The 21,901-nt window shown below is 63.9% G+C and carries 19 protein-coding genes; 7 read left to right on the forward strand and 12 right to left on the reverse strand.

Annotated elements, in window-relative coordinates; genetic code table 11:
- Positions 1-4 precede the first annotated feature (4 nt).
- Positions 5-478 (reverse strand): rRNA maturation RNase YbeY, encoded by a 474-nt coding sequence (gene ybeY / locus ATK23_RS05325; protein WP_066138388.1) that lies wholly within the window; start codon positions 476-478, stop codon positions 5-7.
- Positions 475-1,503 carry a PhoH family protein gene (locus ATK23_RS05330; protein ID WP_066138391.1) on the reverse strand — a complete coding sequence of 343 codons (1,029 nt, stop codon included), beginning with the start codon at positions 1,501-1,503 and terminating at the stop codon, positions 475-477. The genes ybeY and ATK23_RS05330 overlap by 4 nt, the downstream gene beginning before the upstream one ends.
- Before the next feature lie 310 nt (positions 1,504-1,813).
- Here ATK23_RS05330 and ATK23_RS05335 point away from each other — a divergent pair, with 310 nt between their 5' ends.
- The gene (locus tag ATK23_RS05335) at positions 1,814-2,725 is read left to right on the forward strand and encodes a GerMN domain-containing protein (protein WP_157066318.1); all 912 of its coding nucleotides are present in this window, start codon (positions 1,814-1,816) and stop codon (positions 2,723-2,725) included.
- Positions 2,726-3,078: 353 nt separating this feature from the next.
- Here the strand turns inward: ATK23_RS05335 and ATK23_RS05340 are convergent, their stop codons facing one another.
- The 3 genes from ATK23_RS05340 to hrcA all read right to left on the reverse strand — a co-directional run bounded on the left by ATK23_RS05340 (position 3,079) and on the right by hrcA (position 6,060).
- Positions 3,079-3,852: a 16S rRNA (uracil(1498)-N(3))-methyltransferase gene (locus ATK23_RS05340; RefSeq protein ID WP_066138397.1), complete on the reverse strand. Its 774-nt coding sequence runs from the start codon at positions 3,850-3,852 to the stop codon at positions 3,079-3,081.
- Between the two features lie 3 nt (positions 3,853-3,855).
- On the reverse strand, positions 3,856-4,980 hold the full coding sequence (gene dnaJ / locus ATK23_RS05345) for a molecular chaperone DnaJ (protein WP_066138400.1): 1,125 nt from the start codon (positions 4,978-4,980) through the stop codon (positions 3,856-3,858).
- A 66-nt stretch (positions 4,981-5,046) separates the two neighbouring features.
- Positions 5,047-6,060 carry a heat-inducible transcriptional repressor HrcA gene (hrcA, locus tag ATK23_RS05350; RefSeq protein WP_038991095.1) on the reverse strand — a complete coding sequence of 338 codons (1,014 nt, stop codon included), beginning with the start codon at positions 6,058-6,060 and terminating at the stop codon, positions 5,047-5,049.
- A gap of 127 nt (positions 6,061-6,187) precedes the next feature.
- Here hrcA and ATK23_RS05355 point away from each other — a divergent pair, with 127 nt between their 5' ends.
- Together ATK23_RS05355 and ATK23_RS05360 are read left to right on the forward strand one after the other, a co-directional pair.
- Positions 6,188-7,057: a DUF3097 domain-containing protein gene (locus ATK23_RS05355; RefSeq protein ID WP_066138403.1), complete on the forward strand. Its 870-nt coding sequence runs from the start codon at positions 6,188-6,190 to the stop codon at positions 7,055-7,057.
- A gap of 91 nt (positions 7,058-7,148) precedes the next feature.
- Positions 7,149-7,550, forward strand: coding sequence for a DUF4870 domain-containing protein (locus ATK23_RS05360; protein ID WP_066138406.1), 402 nt, complete (start codon positions 7,149-7,151; stop codon positions 7,548-7,550).
- Positions 7,551-7,566: 16 nt separating this feature from the next.
- On the opposite strand, the gene hemW is transcribed toward ATK23_RS05360, so the two are convergent.
- Complete coding sequence (hemW, locus tag ATK23_RS05365; protein WP_066138409.1) at positions 7,567-8,796, reverse strand: radical SAM family heme chaperone HemW; 1,230 nt, start codon at positions 8,794-8,796, stop codon at positions 7,567-7,569.
- Positions 8,797-10,644 (reverse strand): translation elongation factor 4, encoded by a 1,848-nt coding sequence (gene lepA, locus ATK23_RS05370; RefSeq protein ID WP_038991100.1) that lies wholly within the window; start codon positions 10,642-10,644, stop codon positions 8,797-8,799.
- A gap of 112 nt (positions 10,645-10,756) precedes the next feature.
- On the opposite strand from lepA, the gene ATK23_RS05375 reads away from it, so the two are divergent.
- The 4 genes from ATK23_RS05375 (at position 10,757) to rpsT (ending at position 14,293) form a co-directional block, all read left to right on the forward strand.
- The gene (locus ATK23_RS05375) at positions 10,757-11,290 is read left to right on the forward strand and encodes a type II toxin-antitoxin system PemK/MazF family toxin (protein ID WP_038991101.1); all 534 of its coding nucleotides are present in this window, start codon (positions 10,757-10,759) and stop codon (positions 11,288-11,290) included.
- Positions 11,291-11,477: 187 nt separating this feature from the next.
- Positions 11,478-12,428, forward strand: coding sequence for an AraC-like ligand-binding domain-containing protein (locus tag ATK23_RS05380; RefSeq protein WP_066138412.1), 951 nt, complete (start codon positions 11,478-11,480; stop codon positions 12,426-12,428).
- A 105-nt stretch (positions 12,429-12,533) separates the two neighbouring features.
- Positions 12,534-13,769 (forward strand): acyl-CoA dehydrogenase family protein, encoded by a 1,236-nt coding sequence (locus ATK23_RS05385; protein ID WP_066138417.1) that lies wholly within the window; start codon positions 12,534-12,536, stop codon positions 13,767-13,769.
- Between the two features lie 263 nt (positions 13,770-14,032).
- On the forward strand, positions 14,033-14,293 hold the full coding sequence (gene rpsT / locus ATK23_RS05390; protein WP_038991103.1) for a 30S ribosomal protein S20: 261 nt from the start codon (positions 14,033-14,035) through the stop codon (positions 14,291-14,293).
- A gap of 177 nt (positions 14,294-14,470) precedes the next feature.
- Here the strand turns inward: rpsT and holA are convergent, their stop codons facing one another.
- Genes holA through leuS form a run of 5 tightly spaced genes read right to left on the reverse strand, consistent with a single transcriptional unit; the run spans position 14,471 to position 21,862 of the window.
- Entirely contained in the window at positions 14,471-15,463 is a 993-nt protein-coding gene (gene holA, locus ATK23_RS05395; protein WP_066138420.1) for a DNA polymerase III subunit delta, read from the reverse strand.
- Positions 15,464-15,497: 34 nt separating this feature from the next.
- Positions 15,498-17,765 (reverse strand): ComEC/Rec2 family competence protein, encoded by a 2,268-nt coding sequence (locus ATK23_RS05400; RefSeq protein ID WP_066138423.1) that lies wholly within the window; start codon positions 17,763-17,765, stop codon positions 15,498-15,500.
- Positions 17,762-18,409, reverse strand: a complete 648-nt coding sequence (locus tag ATK23_RS05405; protein ID WP_083515437.1) for a ComEA family DNA-binding protein — start codon at positions 18,407-18,409, stop codon at positions 17,762-17,764. The genes ATK23_RS05400 and ATK23_RS05405 overlap by 4 nt, the downstream gene beginning before the upstream one ends.
- A gap of 15 nt (positions 18,410-18,424) precedes the next feature.
- Complete coding sequence (locus ATK23_RS05410; RefSeq protein ID WP_066138426.1) at positions 18,425-19,363, reverse strand: DegV family protein; 939 nt, start codon at positions 19,361-19,363, stop codon at positions 18,425-18,427.
- 9 nt (positions 19,364-19,372) lie between these two features.
- The gene (gene leuS, locus ATK23_RS05415) at positions 19,373-21,862 is read right to left on the reverse strand and encodes a leucine--tRNA ligase (protein WP_066138429.1); all 2,490 of its coding nucleotides are present in this window, start codon (positions 21,860-21,862) and stop codon (positions 19,373-19,375) included.
- Positions 21,863-21,901 lie beyond the last annotated feature (39 nt).

The raw sequence follows: 21,901 nt of genomic DNA on the forward strand, positions 1-21,901 counted from the left end.
CGGGCTATTCCACCGTTTCCTTCGGTGCTGGGCGGCCGGTGTAGGACTCCAGCAGCTTGCGCTGCAGCGCGAACATCTCTTCCTTTTCTGCTGGTTCCATGTGGTCGAAGCCCATCAGGTGCAGCAGGCCGTGGGTGGTCAGCAGCAGGATCTCGTCGTGCGTGCTGTGCCCGCCGGCCTTGGCCTGCGCTTCGGCGACCGAAGGGCAGATCACGATGTCGCCAAGGATGCCGTTCTCCCCTGGCGCGCCGGCGGTGCCGGGACGCAGCTCATCCATCGGGAAGCTCATTACGTCGGTAGGGCCTTCGAGATCCATCCACTCGACATGCAGGGCGCTCATGGCGTCCTCGTCGATGAAAACGAGGGACACTTCGGTTTCCGGGTGCAGGAACATGGCCCGCATCACCGATTCGGCCAAGGCGTTGACGTCCTTGAGGTCGACGTCGTACTCGGTTTCGTTATTTACTTCGATGCTCATTTGCTGCGGCGTCCCCGGTTGTGTTCTTTGCGTCGGGTGTCATCCCAACGGTCGTAGGCTGTGACGATGTCGGCAATCAGGCGGTGGCGCACCACATCCGAAGAGTCGAGCCGGCAGATGCTGATGTCGTCGATGCCGTCGAGGACATCGCTGGCCATGCGCAACCCGGAGGTGGCATTGTTCGGCAGATCCACCTGGGTGACATCGCCGGTCACTACCATCTTCGAGCCGAACCCCAGGCGGGTGAGGAACATCTTCATCTGCTCGGTGGTGGTGTTCTGCGCTTCGTCCAGGATCACGAAGGCGTCATTGAGCGTGCGGCCGCGCATATAGGCCAGCGGTGCAACCTCAATGGTTCCGGCTTCCAGCAGCTGCGGAATGGTTTCCGGATTGACCATGTCGTGCAAGGCGTCGTAGAGCGGGCGCAGGTACGGGTCGATCTTCTCGGTCAACGAGCCGGGCAAGAAGCCCAGCTTCTCCCCCGCCTCGACCGCAGGACGGGTCAGGATGATGCGGTTGACCTGCTTGTCCTGCAGGGCGGCGACGGCCATGGCCATGGCCAGGAAGGTCTTGCCGGTGCCGGCCGGGCCGACGCCGAAGGTGATGGTCGAATCCTCGATGGCGTCGACATAGCTCTTCTGGTTCACAGTCTTGGGCCGGATGGAGCGTCCGCGTCCCGAGAGGATCTTCAACCCCAGGACGTCGGTGGGCGCATCCGGGTTGCCGGCGCTGAGCATCTTGATGATCTGCTCGATGGTTTCGGCGCTCATGCGCGAGCCGCGGGTAGCCAGCGCACGCGCTTCCTCGGTGACGCGCTGGGCCTTGCGGACTTGCTGCGGGTCGCCGACCAGGGCCAGGGCTTGGCCGTTGGGGCGGAAGCTGACCTGCGGGTAGGCCCCGGAGAGGATCCGCAATAGCTCGTCATTGGGGCCCAGCGTGGCAATCATGAGCTCAGCCGTATCAAAACTGATGGTGAGCGACGCGGATCCGTTCTCCGTTGTCGCATTATTCTGTTCAACCTGCATGCAGTGCGCGGCGCCCCTTTGCGAGCTTCGTAGTGTTCGAGAATTGTTGTGCTTGCCATTCTATCGAGTCGCAGGCCAATCCGGAGAAAATTCAGGTCTCAGCGTAAGCGGGAATACCTGAAAGTACTCTTGAATGATGCTAATAAGAGCAAGTGGTGAACATATAGATTTGATTACGGATTAGTAAGTTGGGCCATTCTTAGCCAGTTAGCCGCCTCGAATATGGCAAGCTTGAGAGCGGTTCCGCAACTGCCGCGGACCGAAACAGCAATAAATCACCACGGATTGGTTCGCAGTGCAATCAAGGATCTTGCGGAAGATTCCACGTCGATTCGGCGTTTTGGGAGTCACTGCCGCTCTCGTCGTCGCCGCAGGCTGCGGTTTGACGAATCGCGAGAGCTCCTATGAGATGCCTTCGACCCCCGCGGCCGCATCGTTGAACCTGCCGAGCGCCACCGACGCTGGCGAGGATGTCGGCATGGCCGCCAGCCTGCCGGTCTACTGGCTGGAAAACACGGACACCGGCGTGTACCTGTACCGCGAATACTTCCAGGACACCCGCCATCAGGAACCCATTGGCGATGCGATCTGGACGCTGCTCACGGCAGACCCGATGAAGCCGAAGCGCTATACTCACCTGAAGCCAACCGATGAAATCGGCGTTTCCATCAGCAACGCGAATGTCATCACGTTGGATCTTCCGGCCAAGGTGTTCAGCGCCCGCCTGGATCAGGGACTTTCCGAACGGGCCATCCAGCAGCTCGTGTTCACCGCCACGGCAGCCGCCGCCAACTCTGGCCTGGTTGTCGGCGACACCGCCCCAACGGTCCGCATCCTGGTGGACGGACAAGCCAACGCAACGGTCTTCGACGGCTTCCGGCTCAAGGATGTCTACGCACGCGATGCCGAGTTCATTGCACCGATCTGGATTATTGATCCGCAATTCGGCGCAACCTTGAAAAGCGGCTCGATCAAGATCAATGGCCGAACCACGCAGTTCGATATCGGCACCTTCTACTCCCTGCAGCGCAAGGACGCCGACGGCAAGCTCACGGTGATCACCGCCCAGAAGCAGGTCAATCCCGGACAGATCAAGGACGACGGTTCCTTCACCCTGACCACCGATCTGCGTGCCGGATCCTACCGGCTGACTTTCTGGGGACTTGAAACCGGATCAGAGCATCTGGCCGGCAAGGTCATCAGCGACTTCCGCGTCGAGTAGCGTACCGCCACTGTTGCCGGCCGGTTCCCGGTTTCCTGCAGCGGCCCTGACGTGGTTGCAAAAGACCTCGAAAGGCCACGATCCCTGTCCCGCGAACAGCAATTAATGGCGCGAGAGCGCCGAATTTTCCCGCTTAAGGTTGCCTGCGAAACTGCCTTCACAACCATGGTATGCACTGCGGCGAACGAAGATTCTGCACGTCGAGCCGGATGGCGGTCGCCTGGGCCATGCCAGTTCGAGGTGCAAGAAACTTGTGCGCCCGCCAAAAGCAGAATTGCTCCGTACAAGCCGAGCGCAGGCGCGCGCCCTAGGCTTGCACGGAGCACTTTCGATGCTCGCAAGATTGCATGAAGCTAGATCTCGCCGATCAGATGGCGGATCAAGACCAGCGCCGCCGGACCGGCGGTCGAAGCGCGCAGCACGTGCTGGCCGAGCAGGGCTGCATGCGCACCTGCTTCCACGAAGGACTGCAGTTCCGTGTCCGAGATGCCGCCTTCCGGACCGACAATCATGATGACCTCCTGGCCGGCCTGCGCCTCGGCGAGCCACGACTGCACGTGCCGCGCGACCGAATCCACAGCCTGCTCATGCAGGACCAGCACCAGAGCGCCGCGATCGGCATCAGCGGCAATGGACTTGGCCAGCTCCTTGGAACCCATCGGTTCCAATACCTCTGGCTCATAGGCGCGGCGCGACTGCTTCTGCGCAGAACGCACCTGCGCACGCCACTTAGCCATGGCCTTGTCGACCTTCGCCACGTTCCAGCGCACGATCGACCGGTCGGCCTGCCAGGGGCGCACCGCCAGGACTCCGAGCTCGACGGCGGCCTCAACAGCCTGCAGGTCGCGGTCCCCCTTGGACAGGGCTTGGACCAGGGTCACCGGGTGATCGCTGACGGCTTCCTCGGTGCGCCGCAGGACCTTGACGCGCAGCAGATCCTTGGCGGTGGCGACGACCTCCACGGTCAGGCGCAGCCCCTTGCCATCGAGCAGGTCCAGGTGCTCGCCGGCGGCGGCCCGCTTGACGGTGACCGCGTGGTGCGCCTCAGGACCGTCCAATTCAAGGAAGTCCCCGACCGAGGCATCCTGGCTCTGCTGGGCGTCGATGACGAAGCTGTGGTTGCTCATGACCTAGCGCTGGTTCAGCTTGTCGCGCAGGCGGGAGAACATGCCGCCGGAATGCTCGACACGGCCGGCCGTCATTTCCTCGCCACGCAGCTTGGCCAGCTGCTCGAGCAGCTCGCGTTGCGCAGAGTCCAGCTTTGTCGGGGTCTCCACCTGCAGGTGGACGATGATGTCCCCGCGCTTGCCTCCGCGCAGGCGCGGCACGCCGAGGCCCAGCAGGGTCACGGTGTCGCCATCCTGGGCGCCCGGCTCGACATTGATGGCCTGCTCACCGTCGAAGGTTTCCAGCTTCAGCTCGCAGCCCAAGGCCGCGGCGGTCATCGGCAGGCTCATCTTGGCGTGCAGGTCGGTGCCGGAGCGTTCGAACACCTTGTGGCGGCGCACGTCGACCTCGACGAACAGGTTGCCGTTCGGGCCGCCGCCCGGACCGGCCTCGCCTTGGCCGCGCAGCTGGATGCGGGTGCCGGAATCGACGCCTGCAGGAACGTTCAACGACTTGGAGACATGCTCGCGCACCCGGCCTTCGCCGTTGCACTCCAGGCAAGGGTCCGGGATGGTGGTGCCGAAACCGCGGCAGGCGGCGCAGGTTTCCACGGTCATCATCTGGCCCAGGAAGGAACGCACCGGACGCTGCACCTGGCCTGCGCCATGGCAGATGTCGCAGGTGACCGGGCTGGTGCCCTCGCGGGTGCACGAGCCGTTGCAGGTCTTGCAGGTGACGGCGGTTTCCATCTCCAGCGGGTACACGGTGCCCTTGACCGCGTCCTCCAGGTCGATGGTGATGGTGATCAGCGCGTCGCGGCCCGGCTGGGTGCGCGATGCCGGGCCCTGGGCCTGGCCGCCCCCGAAGAACTGCTCGAAGATGTCGCCGAAGCCGCCAAAGCCCTGGCCGCCGCCGCCGAAGCCCGGGTGGCCGTTGCCGTTCTCATCGCCGGTGGCGTCGTAGTTGGCGCGCTTGGTCTGGTCGGAAAGGACTTCGTAGGCGCGGGTGACCAGCTTGAACTGCTCTGCAGCTTCATCGCTCGGGTTCACATCCGGGTGCAGCTTACGTGCCAGCTTCCGGTAGGCACTCTTGATTTCCTGCGGGGTCGCGTCCTTGGCTACACCCAGGGTCTCGTAATGCGAGCTCACTTTATTCGCCGTGTCCTTTCCTAAGACTCTTAAACTTCATTCGTGCCGGGCTGGCGCCCAGCGAGGCTAGCTAGCCAAAATCTTCGACAGGTACCGTGCCACCGCACGAACCGAGGCCATGGAAGTCGGATAGTTCATCCGGGTGGGGCCCAGGACCCCGAGCTTGTTGCGCACATCGGCGCCATAGGTCGTCGCGACCACTGCTGCATCCGAGAGCTGGCCATAGTGGTGCTCGGTGCCGATCGCCACGGCCACCCCGCGGGAATCGGCTTCCAGCTCGGAGAAGAGCTTGAGCAGCACCACCTGCTCTTCGAGCGCCTCGAGCACCGGGGTGATGCTCAGCGGGAAGTCCCCCTCCACGCGGGCGAGGTTGGCGGTGCCGGCCATGATGATGCGCTGGGCATTGGCTGCTTGGGCCATTTCTTCCAGCGCGCCGATCACATGCTCCACCAACGGGTCGGCCTGCTGTGCCGGGCTGAGCTCCATGCGGCCGAGCCGGCCGGCCAGCTCCGCCAGCTGCACTCCCCCGAAATTATTCAGCAGCCACGACTTCAGCTCGCCCAGCTCGTCATCGCTGTAGGAACGCTTGACCGGCATCATCCGCTGGTCCACCGTGCCGTTGGAGGCGATCATCACCATCAGCACCTGGGTTGGGCCCAAGCCCACCAGTTCGAGGTTCTTCAATGACGCGGTGTCATAGTGCGGCACCTGGATCATCGCCACCTGGTTGGTCAATCGTGACAGCAGGCGCACGGTGCTCTTGAGCATCTCGTCGAGGTCCGTGGAGTTATCCAGGATCTTGTTGATGGCGTCGCGTTCGGCCCGCGACAGCGGCTTCAGTTCGCCGATCTCGTCCACGAAGCGGCGGTAGCCCTTTTCGGTCGGGATGCGTCCGGAGGAAGTATGCGGAGCGGCAATCAGCCCCTCCTCTTCCAGCAAAGCCATGTCATTGCGGATCGTCGCGGCGCTGACGCCGAGGTTGTGGCGGTCGAGGAGCGCTTTGGAACCCACCGGCTCACGGGATTGGACGTAGTCCTCCACGATGGCACGCAGAACGTCCAAGCGTCGTGGCTCCGACATGACAGCACCTCCTTGGATTCCCTGTGCCCAGCCTTGGCACTCTAACCTGTCAAGTGCCAAGTCTAATACGTTCAGCTGTTGCTAGCATTGGATTTCGAGCGTATTCGATCACAGCGAAAGGCAGTACGTGGCTAATTACTCCTGGGGACCACGAGATCTCAGTGCACCGGCACCTCGAAAACTCCGCCAGGTCCCCGTGGAACGTGGCATGATCCTGGAAGATGCCACCTCAGGTTGGGTGGGAGAAGTCATCCGTACCGAAAAGTCCGGCGGCATGCGCGTGATCATGCTCGAAGACCGCCACGGCAAGAGCCGTTCCTTCCAAGCCGGCTTCGGGTTCCTCCTCGAAGGCGAACCGGTGGAAATCGTCGAGCCCGTCGCCAAGGCCGCGGCGCCGAAGAACCTGGTTTCCGCTTCGGGTTCGCGTGCCGTAGCGGGGCTGAAGGCCCGGGAGGCCAGGGCCAGCCGCATCTGGGTTGAAGGCAAGCACGATGCCGAGCTGGTTGAAAAAGTCTGGGGACACGACTTGCGTGTCGAAGGCATTGTCGTCGAACCGCTGCATGGCGTTGACGATCTGGCCGGAGCCATCCGCGACTTCGCCCCGTCGCCGCAGCGTCGTCTGGGAATCCTGGTCGACCACCTGGTCGCTGGCAGCAAGGAATCGCGTATTGTCGCCGAGGCGATGCAGGTTCCCGGTGCCGCCGATAACGTGCTGATCCTCGGCCACCCCTACGTTGACGTGTGGCAGGCGATAAAGCCTGCGACCCTGGGCATCAAGGCGTGGCCGGTCATCCCCAAGGGGGTCGACTGGAAAACCGGAGTGCTCAAGGCCTTTGGCTGGCCGCACGCTACGGCAGAGGATATCGGCATCGGATGGCAACGGCTGCTGTCCACGGTGCATCATTACGGGCAGCTTGAACCGCAGCTGCTGGGCCGAATAGAAGAATTGATCGATTTTCTCACGACCGAAGATTACGGTTTCCTAACGATTGACTAATAGTTGGAGATTAGTCGGCGAATCTCCCCGTCCGCTCAGCCGCGGTCGCTATGATAAGAGGAACCACACTTAAGCAAGACAAGGATTAATAGTGACATCACGCCTGACGAAGCCATCGGAGAATTCCCGCTTCGAAGGTTCCCGGACCTCTGCGCTGCCGCTGACTCCTTCAGAAGACCGCCAGTGGGCCACGATGGCCCACTTCGGCGCCATCTTGGGTTGTGTTCCATCGGCAATCGTCTTCGCCGTATTCCGTGACCGCGGCCCATTCACGGCACAGGAATCCAAGGAAGCGTTCAATTTCACGTTCCCGCTGACCATTCTGGCCATCGTGTTCAACGTGCTGATGATCTTGCCGGTGATCGGCTGGCTTTTTGCCGTTCTGGCCGTGGCCCTGTGGGTCTACATGACGGTCTCCGGCGCCCTTGCCGCCATCCAGGCCAACAAGGGACGCCCCTACCGCTATCGATTCAATCTGAGGCTGATGAAGTAGCGCCAGCTACCCAGTCTCAGAAATCAAGCAGTTCACGCACCACGAGGTCGGCCAGGAGCCGGCCTCGCTGCGTTAACACCAAGGTCCCGGAGAATGCTGCCTTGGCATCAATCAGCTCGTCTGCGATCAATCCGGCAATCTTCTTGCGCCCGGTCTCATCGAGCTCGCTGATCTGCATTCCAGAGCTCAAGCGGGTGAGCAGCATGGTGCGTTCCAGCTGCACGGCTTGGGCATCCGGGTACTCGCGGCCATGTCCCGGTGAAATTCCGGCGTCGATCCGCTGCTGATAGGCGGCTGGATGCTTCACATTCCACCAGCGCAGTCCGCCAACGTGCGAATGCGCGCCGGGGCCTGCACCCCACCAGTCGCCGCCCTTCCAGTAGGCGATGTTGTGCTGGCACGCATTGGCCGGGGTCTTGGCCCAATTGCTGACCTCGTACCAGGAGAATCCGGCCGCGGCAAGCATCTCATCGGCCATCTGGTACTTTTCGGCGTGTTCGTCATCGTCGATGTTCGGCACCTGGCCGCGGCGGATCTGGGCCGCGAGCTTGGTGCCCTCCTCGATGATCAGCGCGTAGGCCGAAATATGATCAGGCTCGTAGCTCAGCGCGGCTTCGATGCTGGTGCGCCAATCCTCAAGGCTTTCCCCCGGGGTGCCATAAATCAGATCGACACTGACATCCAGGCCGGCCTCGCGCGCCCAGGCAACCGCTTGCGGAACCCGCTTCGGATCATGGGTGCGCTCCAGCACCTTGAGCACATGCGGCACCGCCGACTGCATGCCGAAGGACACCCGGGTGAAACCGCCATCGGCCAGCTCCTGCAGGCTCTCGCGGGTTACCGAATCAGGGTTGGCCTCGGTGGTGATTTCTGCACCTGGCTTCAGGCCGAATTCGTTGCGGATCCTGCCGAGCACCGAAACCAGGTCGCCGGCGGGCAGCAATGTGGGAGTGCCTCCTCCGAAGAAAACGGTCTCGATTTCGCGATCCGGCTGGCCCGAACGGTCCATCACCTCGCGGGCGAAGCTGATTTCCTTGCTGACGGTGGCAGCGTAGGTCGCTTGGCTGGAGCCGGAGCCCAGCTCCGTGGCGGTGTAGGTGTTGAAATCGCAGTAGCCGCAACGGACGGTGCAAAACGGGATATGCACATAAAAGGACATGGTCCGCTCCTGTGCCTCATGCGCGCATGAGGCAGGGAGCAGACCATCGGCCGGAGCCGGATCGCCATCAGGCAGAACTGATGGCATTTACTTCTTTTTCGGCTCGTCGGTGGACAGCGCTGCAATGAAGGCCTCTTGCGGGACCTCCACGCGGCCGACCATCTTCATGCGCTTCTTGCCTTCCTTCTGCTTTTCCAGCAGCTTGCGCTTGCGGCTGATGTCGCCGCCGTAGCACTTGGCGAGCACGTCCTTGCGGATGGCGCGGATGTTCTCGCGGGCAATGATGCGCGAACCGATCGCGGCCTGGATCGGCACTTCGAACTGCTGGCGCGGGATCAGCTCGCGCAGCTTCGTGGTCATCATGGTGCCGTAGGCGTAGGCCTTGTCGCGGTGGGTGATCGCGGAGAATGCGTCCACCTGGTCGCCCTGGAGCAGGATGTCGACCTTGACCAGGTCTGCCACCTGCTCGCCGTCGGCCTTCCAGTCCAGCGAAGCGTAGCCGCGGGTCTTGGACTTGAGCTGGTCGAAGAAGTCGAACACGATCTCGGCCAGCGGCAGGTGGTAGCGCATTTCCACGCGGTCCTCGGAGAGGTAGTCCATCCCGCGCATGGTGCCGCGGCGGGACTGGCACAGCTCCATGACCGCACCAATGAATTCGCTCGGCGCCAGGATGGTGGCGGCGACCATCGGCTCATGCACCTCGAGGATCTTCCCATCGGGGAATTCCGAAGGGTTGGTCACCGTCATCATCTGCTTGTCTTCGCCCATGACCTCGTACACCACGTTCGGCGCGGTGGAGATCAGGTCCAGGTTGAATTCGGATTCCAGGCGCTGGCGGGTGATTTCCAGGTGCAGCAGGCCCAGGAAGCCCACGCGGAAGCCGAAGCCCAGTGCGACGGACGTTTCCGGCTCGTAGGTCAGTGCGGCATCGTTGAGCTGCAGCTTGTCCAGCGCATCACGCAGTGCCGGGTAGTCGGTCCCGTCCATCGGGTACAGGCCGGAGAAGACCATCGGCTTGGCTTCTTCGTAGCCGCCCAGGGATTCGCTGGCAGGCTTGAGCGAGTTGGTGACGGTATCGCCGACCTTGGACTGGCGCACGTCCTTCACGCCGGTGATCAGGTAGCCTACCTCGCCGACGCCCAGGCCCTTGGTGGGCTCGGGGTTCGGCGAGGATACGCCGATTTCCAGCAGTTCGTGGGTGGTGCCGGTGGACATCATCTGGATCTTCTCGCGAGGAGTGAGCTTGCCGTCGACCACTCGGACGTAGGTGACCACGCCGCGGTATGTGTCATAGACGGAGTCGAAGATCATCGCACGGGCCGGTGCGTCGGCTTCGCCGACCGGCGGCGGCAGCTGCTTGATGACTTCGTCGAGCAGCGCCTCGACGCCTTCGCCGGTCTTGCCCGAAACCTTCAGCACGTCTTCGGGCTCGCAACCGATCAGGTTGGCGATCTCGGCGGCGTACTTCTCCGGCTGCGCGTTAGGCAGGTCGATCTTGTTCAGCACCGGGATGATCGTCAGATCGCCCTCAATCGCCAGATACAGATTCGCCAGGGTCTGGGCTTCGATGCCCTGGGCGGCGTCGACCAGCAGGATCGCGCCTTCGCAGGCGGCCAGCGAACGCGAGACTTCATAGGTGAAGTCGACGTGCCCCGGGGTATCGATCATGTTCAGCGCGTACGTCGTGCCGTCCTCGGCGGCCCAGGGCATGCGCACGGCCTGGGACTTGATGGTGATGCCGCGTTCGCGCTCGATGTCCATGCGGTCGAGGTACTGGGCCTTCATGTCGCGGGCAGCAACAACGCCGGTCAGCTGCAGCATCCGGTCGGCCAGGGTCGACTTGCCGTGGTCGATATGGGCAATAATGCAGAAATTACGGATGAGCGACGGATCGGTCGCGGCAGGCACCTGAGCGGTGCGGGCCAATGGAGACACCTAAACAGACCTCACTAGCTGACTAAAAGACATAGTTGGATTAGCTTCCATTCTGTCATGATTTCCGCGTCATCACATATTTCGACAGCCTCGAACTGGTAGTTTGTCGTGCATGGCACTGAATCCGCAGAAGATATTTAGCATCGTCATGCGCGTAGTCAAGGAAATCAGCCGCGCGCGGACGACCGGGCAGCAACCTCGCCCCACGTCCAAGCCGACTCGACGCGCAGGCGCTGCGGCGCAACGCACAGGTGCCGGCTATCCCGGCGATTACCGCGGAGCGATCAACTACGAGTACCGCCCGTCGCTGGACGGGGATGCTGATCCCGGCGAGATCGTCTGGGGATGGGTGCCCTACGAGGAGGACCATTCCCAGGGCAAGGACCGCCCGGTGCTCATCGTCGGCCGTGACCAGCGGTGGCTGCTGGGTGTGATGCTCACCAGCAAGGACAAGAACAATTCCAGCCACCGCAACGCCGATTACCTCGATATCGGCACGGGCGACTGGGACCGCCAACGCCGTCCGAGCGAGGTGAAGCTGGACCGCATCATCCGTATCGCACCGGGTTCCGTGCGCCGCGAAGGAGCGATCCTGGATCAGGACCGCTTCTCGGCAGTTATCGACGCACTCTCCCGCCGCAACTAGCTACCCGCCCAGGCCTCCAGCCGTCACTGCAAGCCGGAATCGGCTGTCCGGCCGAGCCGGATAACCCTGATCCCCAAGCCATGACGGCTGGCGCCTGGTGCACTATATTTAAGTGTGGCGGCGATCACTTGCCGTGGGGCAATGCGGTTCGGCACCACGGACACCGCTTCTGGACGTTGGGGGCAACATGGGGCTTTGGGATGGAACTGGCGTTCCAATTCGAGAGCAATTCGACTACTGGCAGGATGTCATCTGCCGCGAATTCGTGCCCTTGGCTGCTGTCAATACGGGTGCCGAGCCCGGTTTCGCTTCAACGGTTGAAACATCTGCGCTTGGTTCGATGAACCGCGCATCCATCAATTCCAAGGCCCAGATCACCAGGCGCAGCCGCCGGGAAATCGCGGTATCGGACGAGGCGTACTTCTTCGTGAACCTGCAGCTTGCGGGCAGATGCCTGGCCACCGTGAGCGGGAAGTCCTCGGTGGTCGAGCCCGGTGATTTCATGGTTGTCGACACAACCGAGCCCTATGAATTCGAATTCAAGGGCGACTGGCGGATGCTTTCATTTCGGCTGCAGCATGATCGCATCACCCATAGGCTCTCGGCCTTCCGCAACCGGTTGGGCACTTCAATCGGCTCGGAGGGCGCCGGCTCGGCTGTCACCGCCCTGATGACCAGCTTGAGTTCCCTCGCTGACGACGTCCCGCCGGCTGCCGCGGACGCCTTGGTCCAAGCCTTCGAATCCGCAGTCGTCGGAACGCTGGCCGCGACTCCGGCCCCAGCAGATGACTGCAACCGTTCCAATCCCCTGCAAGCCGCCGTGCTGGAGTTCGTGAAGCGGAACTACGGGGATCCGGAACTGAACGCTGACCGGGTCAGCCGCGTGTTCGCGATTTCCCCGCGCACCCTTCATGCCCTTTTCGAAGGCACGGGCAGCTCATTCGCAAGGACGGTTCGGCAACTTCGGCTCCAGCATGCCTTCGATGTGCTTTCTGATCCTGCATCATCGATTTCGGTGACTGAGCTGGCGCGGCTCTCGGGGTTCTACGACCCCAGCTCATTCTCCAGGGCCTTCCGGCAGCACTTCGACGTCAGCCCGATGGAGCTTCGGCGTTCGCATGGTGCGCAAACTGCATAGTCCCGCTGCGCAAATTGCATAGCGCTTGCCAGCGAAACCTAGTGATATGGATCTCAGTACCAATTCAATCGGGCTACCATCGCCCAAGGAACTTGAGAGAGCATCATGGCTATTTCGTTTACGCTCACCAATGAACAAGAACAGCTGAAGCAGGTCGCGCGCAGCTTCGCACGCGAACACCTGCGGCCACTGATGGCGGCTGTCAGCCAGGAAACTGACCCGCTGCAGCGTGCACTGCTGCTTCGCCCAGTGATGGAAAAAGCGGTCCAGGCAGGGTTCCTCAAATCCCTGATCCCCGCTCCTTTCGGCGGCACGGCCAGCAGCGGGGTGGATGCCGCGATTTTCATCGAGGAGCTGGCCTCCGAGAGCCCGGACTTCATGATCTCGATGGCCGGTCCGCTGATCGCCTTGGCCCCTGTCTATGAAGTGGGCACCCCCGAGCAGATCACCCGTTTCGTGGCTCCCTTCCTGGCCGACAAGGGTGCGCCGCTGGCGGCCATGGCCTACAGCGAACCCGGCGGCAGCGCGAACTTCGATGCCGAAGCGCCGGCCGAAGGCGTGCGGACCCGCGCCGTGCTGGATGGCGATGAATGGGTGATCAACGGTTCCAAGGCCTGGGCCTCGCACCTGGGCGGTTGGGACGGCGACGGGCCGGATTTGATGACCATTGTCTGCCGGACGGACAAGGGCGTATCACTGATCGTTGCCGAACGAGAACACCTGCGGGGGCATATTGACGTCGACGAGTACTACGACCTTCCCGGGCTGCGCGGCTGCCTCACCACGCGGGTCACGTTGCGCGATCTGCGGGTTCCCCAGGGCAACCTGCTGGGAACCGAAGGCGATGGAGTGCGCCTGACGCGTAATGCCTTCCAAGCCAGCGGCGCTTCCATCGGGACCTTCTCGGTGGCGGCCATGCGGCAAGCCTTTGGCATTGCCTTGCGCTTCGCCCAAGCGGAGAAGCGCGGCGGCCTGCTCCCGATCATCGAGCACCAGGCGGTCGCGGACATTCTCGCCGATGCCAAGGGGAAGCTCGAAGCGGTACGCCTCCTGTCCTGGTCTGCGCTGGATGCCGTGATCTCCGGCCGGCCAGGGGCCAGCGAATTGGCGCTGCATGCGAAGATCTTCGGCTCCGAGACGGGGCTCGACGTGATCAACGACCTCATCAAGGCGGTCGGCGTTACCGCCTACGACACGAATTTCCCGATGCTCCGGCATCTGATGGACGTGTTGGCCTACCCGATCATCGAAGGCGGCAACGTTGGCGTGCGCCGCCGCCAGCTCCAGGCAATGATGAGCGTTCCCGCCTATGATCCATTGGCAGCGTCCGGACTCTCCTAGCCGAACCTTGCAGCAAGGCATGGGCCCGATTCCGCTGCGGCAGCAACGGAGCTCCATCAGTGTGCATTGCATGACGCATTCCACAGCGGCTGCCAGCTATTTGCGGGGGCTGGAATCTGGTAGGATTGATTCTTGTGTGCCGCGCAGGTTGGGCGGCACGCCCCCTTCGGGTCGCCATAGGTGCCCCACACCGCTCAGTCGATGGCCTGGAGGATGAACCCTCTACCGACCGTATAAAACGATAAACGAGAGAGTTTATTAAAGTGGCTAACATCAAGTCCCAGAAGAAGCGTAACCTGACCAACGAGAAGGCACGTCTGCGTAACGTAGCTGTCCGTTCCGAGGTCAAGACCGTGATCCGCAACGTCAACGAGGCAATCGCGGCCGGCGACAAGGACAAGGCAACCGAGGCGCTGCGCCTGGCTGGCAAGAAGCTCGACAAGGCTGTAAGCAAGGGTGTTCTGCACAAGAACAACGCTGCTAACCGCAAGTCGGCCATCGCCAAGAAGGTTAACGCCCTCTAAGCCGAGCTTAGACTTCATCAACTCCCCCGCGCTCATCGAGTGCGGGGGTTTTGTTTTGCCCAAAACTGCTTTTCGCGGCTTTCCCGGATCAGGGACGCGTGGCAGGCTTCGCGGAAGCGGCCGCAGTGGAGGCGCGCACGAATGCATCGTGCGCGCACCCACTGGATCTGAACGGGCTCAGCGTCCAGGTGCCTTGCCGGCTATGAACATGATGGCGTGTTCCAGGGCATATCCGGGTGAACGGCTGCCGCCCTTGACCATGCGGTCGGTATTCGCGATTTCCTCGACGCACAGGGCCAGATCGCCGCGCTTCCAGCCGCGAGCCTGCTGCTGCGCCTGCTGCACCTGCCACGGAGCCATCCCCAATTCGGAGGCCAGGGCAGCAGCAGGTTCATTCACGCCCGCGACCTTGGCGATCTGGCGGACCTTCATCGCCAAGGTGGCAACAATGGGAATCGGATCGGTTCCGGTACCCAGCGCATGGCGCAAGGTGCGCAGCGCCAGCTGGGCATTGCCCGAAATCGCCGCATCGGCCACCTTGAACGCGGTCGCTTCGACCCGTCCGCCGTAGTACTTGTCAACGGTATCCTGGTCAATCGTTCCCGTGGTGTCGGCGATCAGCTGGGAGCAGCTCGAACCGAGCTCTGCCAGCGAATTGCCGACTGCGGCAACGAGGGCCTTGACGGCGTCATTGGTGATCCGGCGCTTGGCGGCCTTGAATTCGGACTGGACGAAGTCGATCTTCTCGGAGTCCTTCTTCACCGGCTGGCAGTTGACGACCACCGCTCCGGCGGCCTTGATCGCGTCGATCAGCTTCTTGCCGCGGGTACCGCCCGAATAGTGCATGATCAGCACATTCTCGGGCGCCTGGTCCTTCAGATAGGCCATCGCGTCCTTGAGGAAGTACTCATTCATGTGCGCCACTTCGTGGACCTCGACCAGATTGGCGGTGGAGAACAGCGAAGAGCTGGTGGCCATGAGCAGCTCTCCCGGCTCGTACTTGGCCGCATCAAGACGCGTGTGCTGGATATCGTCCCGCTGGCCGGCTTGGGAGCGCAGCAGCTCGAAGGCGCGCGAAGCGAGGTAATCTTCTGAACCGGTCAACAGGATCAGCGGTTGCGGGCGCAGTTCCCGCCATGAGATACCCGGATTTGCTTGGGCGCGTGCCATCGAACTCCTAAGTGCATCGGTCGATATATTGATCCTACCGAACCGGAGTACCAAGGGAGGTACCACGGACGCCCTGGCCGGTAAATGTGAGCAGTACCGTACCTGATTGGTCGGTGCGCAACACCGTCGAGCCGATCCGCTTCGCCATGTCCAATGTTTCCGGGTGCGGATGGCCATAGGAATTATCCTTCCCGGCCGAGACCAGCAGGATCTGCGGATGGATCTGCTCAATGATATCCGTGCCTCCGTTGCGTGCTCCATGGTGCGAAGCCTTCAAGATCGCTGCCTGGCCTTGCGGATGCAGCCGCAGCAGGCGATCCATGGCTTCGGTCTCCATATCCCCGGCGGCAAAGAAATCGACGGCACCACTCTGGGTGGAAAAGCTGAACCGGATGACCAGGGACGTGTCGTTGGGTTCGGCGTATTGCGCGTACCGCGCCTCGGGACCCACGACTTCGAAGCTCACCTCCCCCGCAGTCTGCCGCGTACCAGGCTCCAGCACTCGAGCCCCGGGCCAGAGTTCCAGATCGAATCCGGTCGAGACCAGGCGGTCCCCGATCCGCACCTTCGACTCCTCCAGTTCCCGGATGGCCCCGAAATGGTCGCTGTGCGTATGCGTGATGAAGACCTTGCCCAGCGTGGTGATGCCCAGCCGCTCCAGACACAGCAGCAAACCGCTATCGGGGGGCCCGGTATCGATCAGCCAGCCTTCCGCATCCCCCAGGTTGATGACGAACGCATCGCCCTGCCCCACATCGCACATGGCGATGCTCCAATCCGTGGCAACATCTTCCCGATAGAACAGGGTTGCAGGCACAATGAGCGCCACGGCGAAGACCATGATCGCGCTCAGCACGCCGATCGAGACCTGGCGCACGCGCAGCCGCTCGGTTTCGCGGCCCAGCACGAGTAGCGAGCACAGCGCAAGCGACAGCATGACCGCCAGCAGGATTCCCGGCAGGCCTTCGGGCCATGGACGGGCAGCACCCGGCAGCCCGGCGACTGCATGGGCAACCTTGCCGATGGCTTCGGCTGGGAGCCCGGGCACCCAGAGCAGCACCGATTCGAATCCCGGCCATGGGGTGCACAGCAGCAGGCAGATCATGCCTAGCGCGGTAATCAACGGCAGCAACGGCGCCACCAGGAGATTCGCGGGCAGCGAGTACAGGCTGAAATCCGAATTCAATGCGATCACCACTGGCAGGCAGGTGAATTGCGCGGCGCAGCAGATGGCGGTCAGCTGCGCCAGCCAGGCCGGCATGATGTGGAGCAGGATTTCGGTCAGCGCCGGCGAGAGCATGATGATGCCCAAGGTTGCCAGCACCGACAGGGCAAAGGCCGGTTCGGCGCCCAGGCTTCGATCGATGGCCAGCAAGGCTGTGCCGCTCAGGCACAGGATCCCCAATGAGCCCTGGCCGCGGCCGAGCAGTACCGAAACCGCCGCAATGCTGCCCATCAGGCTGGCGCGCAGCACGCTGGGATCCGGCCCGGCGAACCAGGCGAAAAGCCCGACCACGCCAATCATCAGGATCGCGCTGGGGGCGCGCGGAACCGAGAACAGCCGGAACAGCACCAGCACGATGGCCCCGATCAGGGCGATATTCGAGCCGCTCACGGCGGTGAGATGACTCAGCCCGCTGGATCTCATCGCCTGGCCCAGCGCTTCATCCTGCCCGGAGCGGTCGCCGTAGAGCATGCCGGGCAGCAGCGCCTGCGCATTGCCGGGCAGGTCGCTCAGGCTGAGGGTGAAGCGTTCCTTGAGCAGGTCGGCGGCAGTCGGTTCCGCCCAAGAACTGACCTGCGGCTCGCTGGCGGCCTGCGCCCACCAGTCGAAGGATCCGGCATCCGCGGCGTCCAGATCGAGGATGGCCTCGAACTGCCCGGCGTTGGCAGGCAGCCCGAAATCCACGCTCAGGTAGACCGGCACCTGGCATGCCACCCATTGGCCATCGTCCCAGTAGCGCTGGATTTCCGCCCGGCCCGCGGTGCTTTCCTGGCCCTGCGCGCTGGCCCGGTCCTCGAAACGCACGACCGCGCGCCGCTGCTGCTCGGGAGCGCCGGGCAGCTGGCATTGGGGGTCGGTGAACGACAGGCTGCTGACCGCGACCATTCCCAGCAGCAGGATGATCGGACCGGTGAACCACGGTGCGGCGTAGGCGCGGTCGTGCCGGGGACGCATGAGCAGGAACAGCAGAAAGGCGAGCAGCGCCGACAGCAGCCACAGCAGCCAGGCCGGGAGGCTGAAGTAGGCGGCGGTCCAGGCCCCGGCCAGCAGCCACAGGCCCCGGAAATCGGTGTTCACGGGACCACCAGCTCGCTCAGCTGCCCCAGCAGCGCCGGGCCGATGCCGGAGACCGCATCCAGCTCCTCTACGGAGGTGAAGGGGCCGTTCTCGGTGCGGAAGTCGATGATCCTGCCGGCCAGGGCCGGGCCGATCCCCGGAAGCTCCTGCAGGGTCTGCGCATCGGCGCTGTTCAGCGAGATCTTCCCTCCGGCCGTGGCGCTCGGTGCCGCTGGGAGGTCCCTGCCGGTCTCGGTGCCGGGAAGGATGACCTGCTGGCCGTCGACCAGCTTGGCTGCCAGGTTCACCAGCTGCGCCTGGGCGCCCTTGGCCAGCCCGCCGGCGGCCTCGACCGCATCGGTGATCCGCGAATCCGCGGGCAGCGTGTAGACGCCGGGCTTCTTCACCGCGCCGACCACATGGACCGTGACCTCGGGACCGGACGGGCTCGTGGACAGCTGGTCCCCCGGAGCCGTCGCGGAGGGATCGGACACCAGCGGAACCGTTTCAAGCTCCTGGGCTACCGGCGGTGGCGCCAGCAGGATGGAGATCGCGATCCAGGCGAGCACCACGATGACCAGCACCAGCACGGCCACGCGCGAGATCGCAAACCTCAGGCGACCGGGACGTGGCGCGTACTTGCTGAAGAAGTCGTGGCGGCCCATGGGCCTCAGTCTGGGCTATGGCGCCGGCGGGTTGTCCAGGATCGATTCCGGCTGTGGATTCAGCGGCGCGACGCACACCGCGATCACGCCCATGCCGGTATGCGCGGCCAGCACCGCGGGCAGCGACTCGACCACGACCGGCGCCGCGCTGAACGGGGCCAGTTCGGTGGCGATCTCCTCGGCCAGTTCCTCGGCGCCGAAATGCATCACCCCCAGGCGCGCCTCGCCCTTCGCGCCACGGGTATCGCGCAAGGCCAGCGAGACCAGCCGCGCGGTGGCGCGCGCGAAGGAGCGCGGCTTTTCCAGGGCGGCGATCGCGCCATCGGCGATACCGAGGATCGGCTTGAAGTTCAGTAGGCTGCCGAGAACCGAGGACAGTGCGCTGATCCGGCCGCCGCGGCGCAGCTGCTCCAGGCTGGGCACCGCGAAGTACACGGAATTGGCGGTGGCGGTGCCGGCGATCTGCTCGAGCATTTCCAGCGGGGCGCCGGCGTCGCGCGCAGCCAGCACATCGGCCACGGCGAAGCCCTGGGGCAGGCAGACGGTACGCGTGTCGACCACGGCGATCGGCGCGTCGAAGCCGCGCGCGGCCAGGCGGGCGGCATCCACGGTGCCCGACAGCGCCCCGGACATGTGGATCGAGATGACCGATTCGCACCCGGCCTCCAGCAGCTGCCGGTAGGCGCGTTCGAACTCGCCTGGTGCCGGGCGGGAGGTCTTCACCGCCTTGCCCATGGCCAGGCCCATCATCAGCGCCTGCAGGTCTTCGCCCTGCACATGGTTGTCCACGATGATCGGGATCGGCACCTGGATGAAATCCGCATGCCGCGCGAAGGCCTCGGGCAGGCAGGAGGCCGAATCGGAGACCACCCCGATGCGGGTACGCGAAGGCCCGCGCGGAGCCAGCCACTTGGGCAGCCAGCCCGCGCGCGAGCTTTTCTGGCGTTCGGTCATGAGCCGAGCTTACGGGGCGGGAACCACGTTCACCAGCTTCGGCGCACGCACGATGACCTTCAGCGGGTCCTTGCCATCGAGCATCCGGATCACCGACTCGTGGGCCAGCGCCTGCTCGCGCAGCTCGTCCTCGGTAATGTCCACGGGCACTTCCAGGCGCGCGCGCACCTTGCCCTTGATCTGCACGACCGCGGTGATGGTGTCATCGACCAGCAGGGACTCATCGACCTGCGGCCACGCGCTGGTGACCACGCTCGGGGCGTAGCCCAGCGCTTCCCACATGTCCTCGGCGGTGTACGGGGCGAACATGCTCAGCAGCTGGGCGAGAACCGTAGCGGCCTCGCGCACTGCCGGGTCGGCCGCGCCGGCACCGGAGTCGATGGTCTTGCGGGTGGCGTTGACCAGCTCCATGGCCTTGGCGATCACCACGTTGAACTTGCCCGAGTCCAGCAGCTGCGCGGCCTCGTTGACGGTGCGGTGGGTGACCTGGCGCAGCGCCTTGTCCCCTGTCGCGTAGTCCACGCCTGGTTCGCTGGCCACGTCCTGGGCAATGCGCCAGGCGCGGGCCAGGAACTTCTGCGAGCCCGATGGCGAGACGTCGGCCCAGTCCACGTCGTCCTCCGGAGGGGAGGCGAACACCATGGTCAGGCGCACCGCGTCGACGCCGAACTTGTCCAGCTGCTCGCCCAGATCCACGCCGTTGCCCAGCGACTTGCTCATCGCCTTGCCGCCGTTGAGCACCTGGCCCTGGTTCAGCAGCGCGCTGAACGGCTCGGTCGCGTCGATCAGGCCCAAATCGTGGATGACCTTTGTGAAGAAGCGCGAATAGAGCAGGTGCAGGATCGCATGCTCGACGCCGCCGACGTACTGTCCGACCGGCATCCAGTCGCGCACCGCCTTCGGGTCGAACGGCCCTTCGGCGTAGTTCGGGGAGACGAAGCGCAGGAAGTACCAGGACGAATCCACGAAGGTGTCCATGGTGTCGGTGTCGCGCTTGGCCGCTCCCCCGCACTTCGGGCAGCGAACGTTGACCCATTGATCGGCGGCGGCCAGCGGGCTGGTGCCCTTTGGGGCGAGCTGCTCGCCGCGCAGATTATCCGGCAGGCGCACCGGCAGCTGGTCCTCGGGAACCGGCACCTCGCCGCAGTCCGCGCAGTGGATGATCGGGATCGGGGTGCCCCAGAAGCGCTGGCGGCTCAGCAGCCAGTCGCGCAGGCGGAAGTTCACGGTGTGCTTGCCGGTGCCGGCAGCTTCCACGATTTCGATGGCGCGGGCGATCGCTTCGGCCTTGCCCAGCCCGTCCAGCTGCCCGGAGTTCACCAGCTGGCCCTCGCCGGCGGTGGCGATGCCGGTGGCGTTCGGGTCCTCTTCCCCGGTGTCGACGACCACGCGCACCGGCAAATCGAAGGTGCGCGCGAAGTCGAGGTCGCGCTGGTCGTGCGCGGGCACGGCCATGATCGCGCCGGTGCCGTAGTCGGCCAGCACGTAGTCGGCGGCCCAGATCGGCAGCTTCTCCCCCGACAGCGGGTTGATCCCGTAGCGCCCGGTGAACACGCCGGTCTTCTCGCGCTCGGTGGACTGGCGCTCGATTTCGCTCAGCGCCTTGACCTGCTCCTGGTAGGCTTCCAGCGCTTCGCGGTGCTCAGCGGTGACCAGTTCGCCGGCCAGGTCGGCATCGGCGGCGACGACCATGAAGGTCGCGCCGTACAGGGTGTCCGGGCGGGTGGTGAAGACCGGGATCTTCACCGCCGGCTGATCCTCGTGCGCCTCGATCTCGAAGGTGACCTCGGCGCCTTCGGAGCGGCCGATCCAGTTCTTCTGCATCAGCAGCACGCGCTCGGGCCAGTGGCCCTTGAGCTGGTCCATGTCCTCAAGCAGGCGGTCGGCGTAGTCGGTGATCTTGAAGTACCACTGGTTCAGCGACTTCTTGGTCACTGCGGTGCCGCAGCGTTCGCACGCGCCGTTGACGACCTGCTCGTTGGCCAGCACAGTCTGGTCCTTCGGGCACCAGTTCACCGGGTGGTCCTTGCGGTAGGCCAGGCCCTTCTCGTAGAACTTGTTGAACAGCCACTGGGTCCAGCGGTAGTACTCCGGATCGGAGGTGTGCAGGCGGCGCGACCAGTCCGCGGAAATCGCGTAGCGCTTGAAGCTGGCGGCCTGGGTGTCGATGTTCTTGTAGGTCCACTCCGCAGGGTGCGCATTGCGCTTGATCGCGGCGTTCTCCGCCGGAAGGCCGAACGAGTCCCAGCCGATCGGGTGCATCACGTCATAGCCGCGCAGGCGCCAGTAGCGTGCGACGACGTCGCCCATGGCGAAAGCCTCGGCGTGGCCCATGTGCAAATCGCCCGAGGGGTAGGGGAACATGTCCAGCACGTAGCGGCGTTCGCGGCTGCCGTCATCGGCGGGCTTGAACACCTGTAGCTCGTCCCACACCGGAAGCCACTTGGACTCGATGTCCTTGAAGTCGTAGGTCCTGGGTTCGTTCGTCGATGATGTCACGCTGCTCTTCTCACACGCTTTGCGGAAAAATTTCCGATA

Source organism: Glutamicibacter nicotianae (assembly GCF_002797775.1).
In the GTDB taxonomy this organism is placed as follows: Bacteria; Actinomycetota; Actinomycetes; order Actinomycetales; family Micrococcaceae; genus Glutamicibacter; species Glutamicibacter nicotianae.

What these genes read in the sequence shown, in the direction of transcription:
- ybeY (WP_066138388.1), bottom strand. Translation starts at nt 478, where the DNA reads ATGAGCATCGAAGTAAATAACGAAACCGAGTACGACGTCGACCTCAAG.
- ATK23_RS05330 (WP_066138391.1), bottom strand. Translation starts at nt 1,503, where the DNA reads ATGCAGGTTGAACAGAATAATGCGACAACGGAGAACGGATCCGCGTCG.
- ATK23_RS05340 (WP_066138397.1), bottom strand. Translation starts at nt 3,852, where the DNA reads ATGAGCAACCACAGCTTCGTCATCGACGCCCAGCAGAGCCAGGATGCC.
- hrcA (WP_038991095.1), bottom strand. Translation starts at nt 6,060, where the DNA reads ATGTCGGAGCCACGACGCTTGGACGTTCTGCGTGCCATCGTGGAGGAC.
- hemW (WP_066138409.1), bottom strand. Translation starts at nt 8,796, where the DNA reads ATGCCATCAGTTCTGCCTGATGGCGATCCGGCTCCGGCCGATGGTCTG.
- ATK23_RS05375 (WP_038991101.1), top strand. Translation starts at nt 10,757, where the DNA reads ATGGCACTGAATCCGCAGAAGATATTTAGCATCGTCATGCGCGTAGTC.
- ATK23_RS05380 (WP_066138412.1), top strand. Translation starts at nt 11,478, where the DNA reads ATGGGGCTTTGGGATGGAACTGGCGTTCCAATTCGAGAGCAATTCGAC.
- ATK23_RS05385 (WP_066138417.1), top strand. Translation starts at nt 12,534, where the DNA reads ATGGCTATTTCGTTTACGCTCACCAATGAACAAGAACAGCTGAAGCAG.
- holA (WP_066138420.1), bottom strand. Translation starts at nt 15,463, where the DNA reads ATGGCACGCGCCCAAGCAAATCCGGGTATCTCATGGCGGGAACTGCGC.
- ATK23_RS05405 (WP_083515437.1), bottom strand. Translation starts at nt 18,409, where the DNA reads ATGGGCCGCCACGACTTCTTCAGCAAGTACGCGCCACGTCCCGGTCGC.
- ATK23_RS05410 (WP_066138426.1), bottom strand. Translation starts at nt 19,363, where the DNA reads ATGACCGAACGCCAGAAAAGCTCGCGCGCGGGCTGGCTGCCCAAGTGG.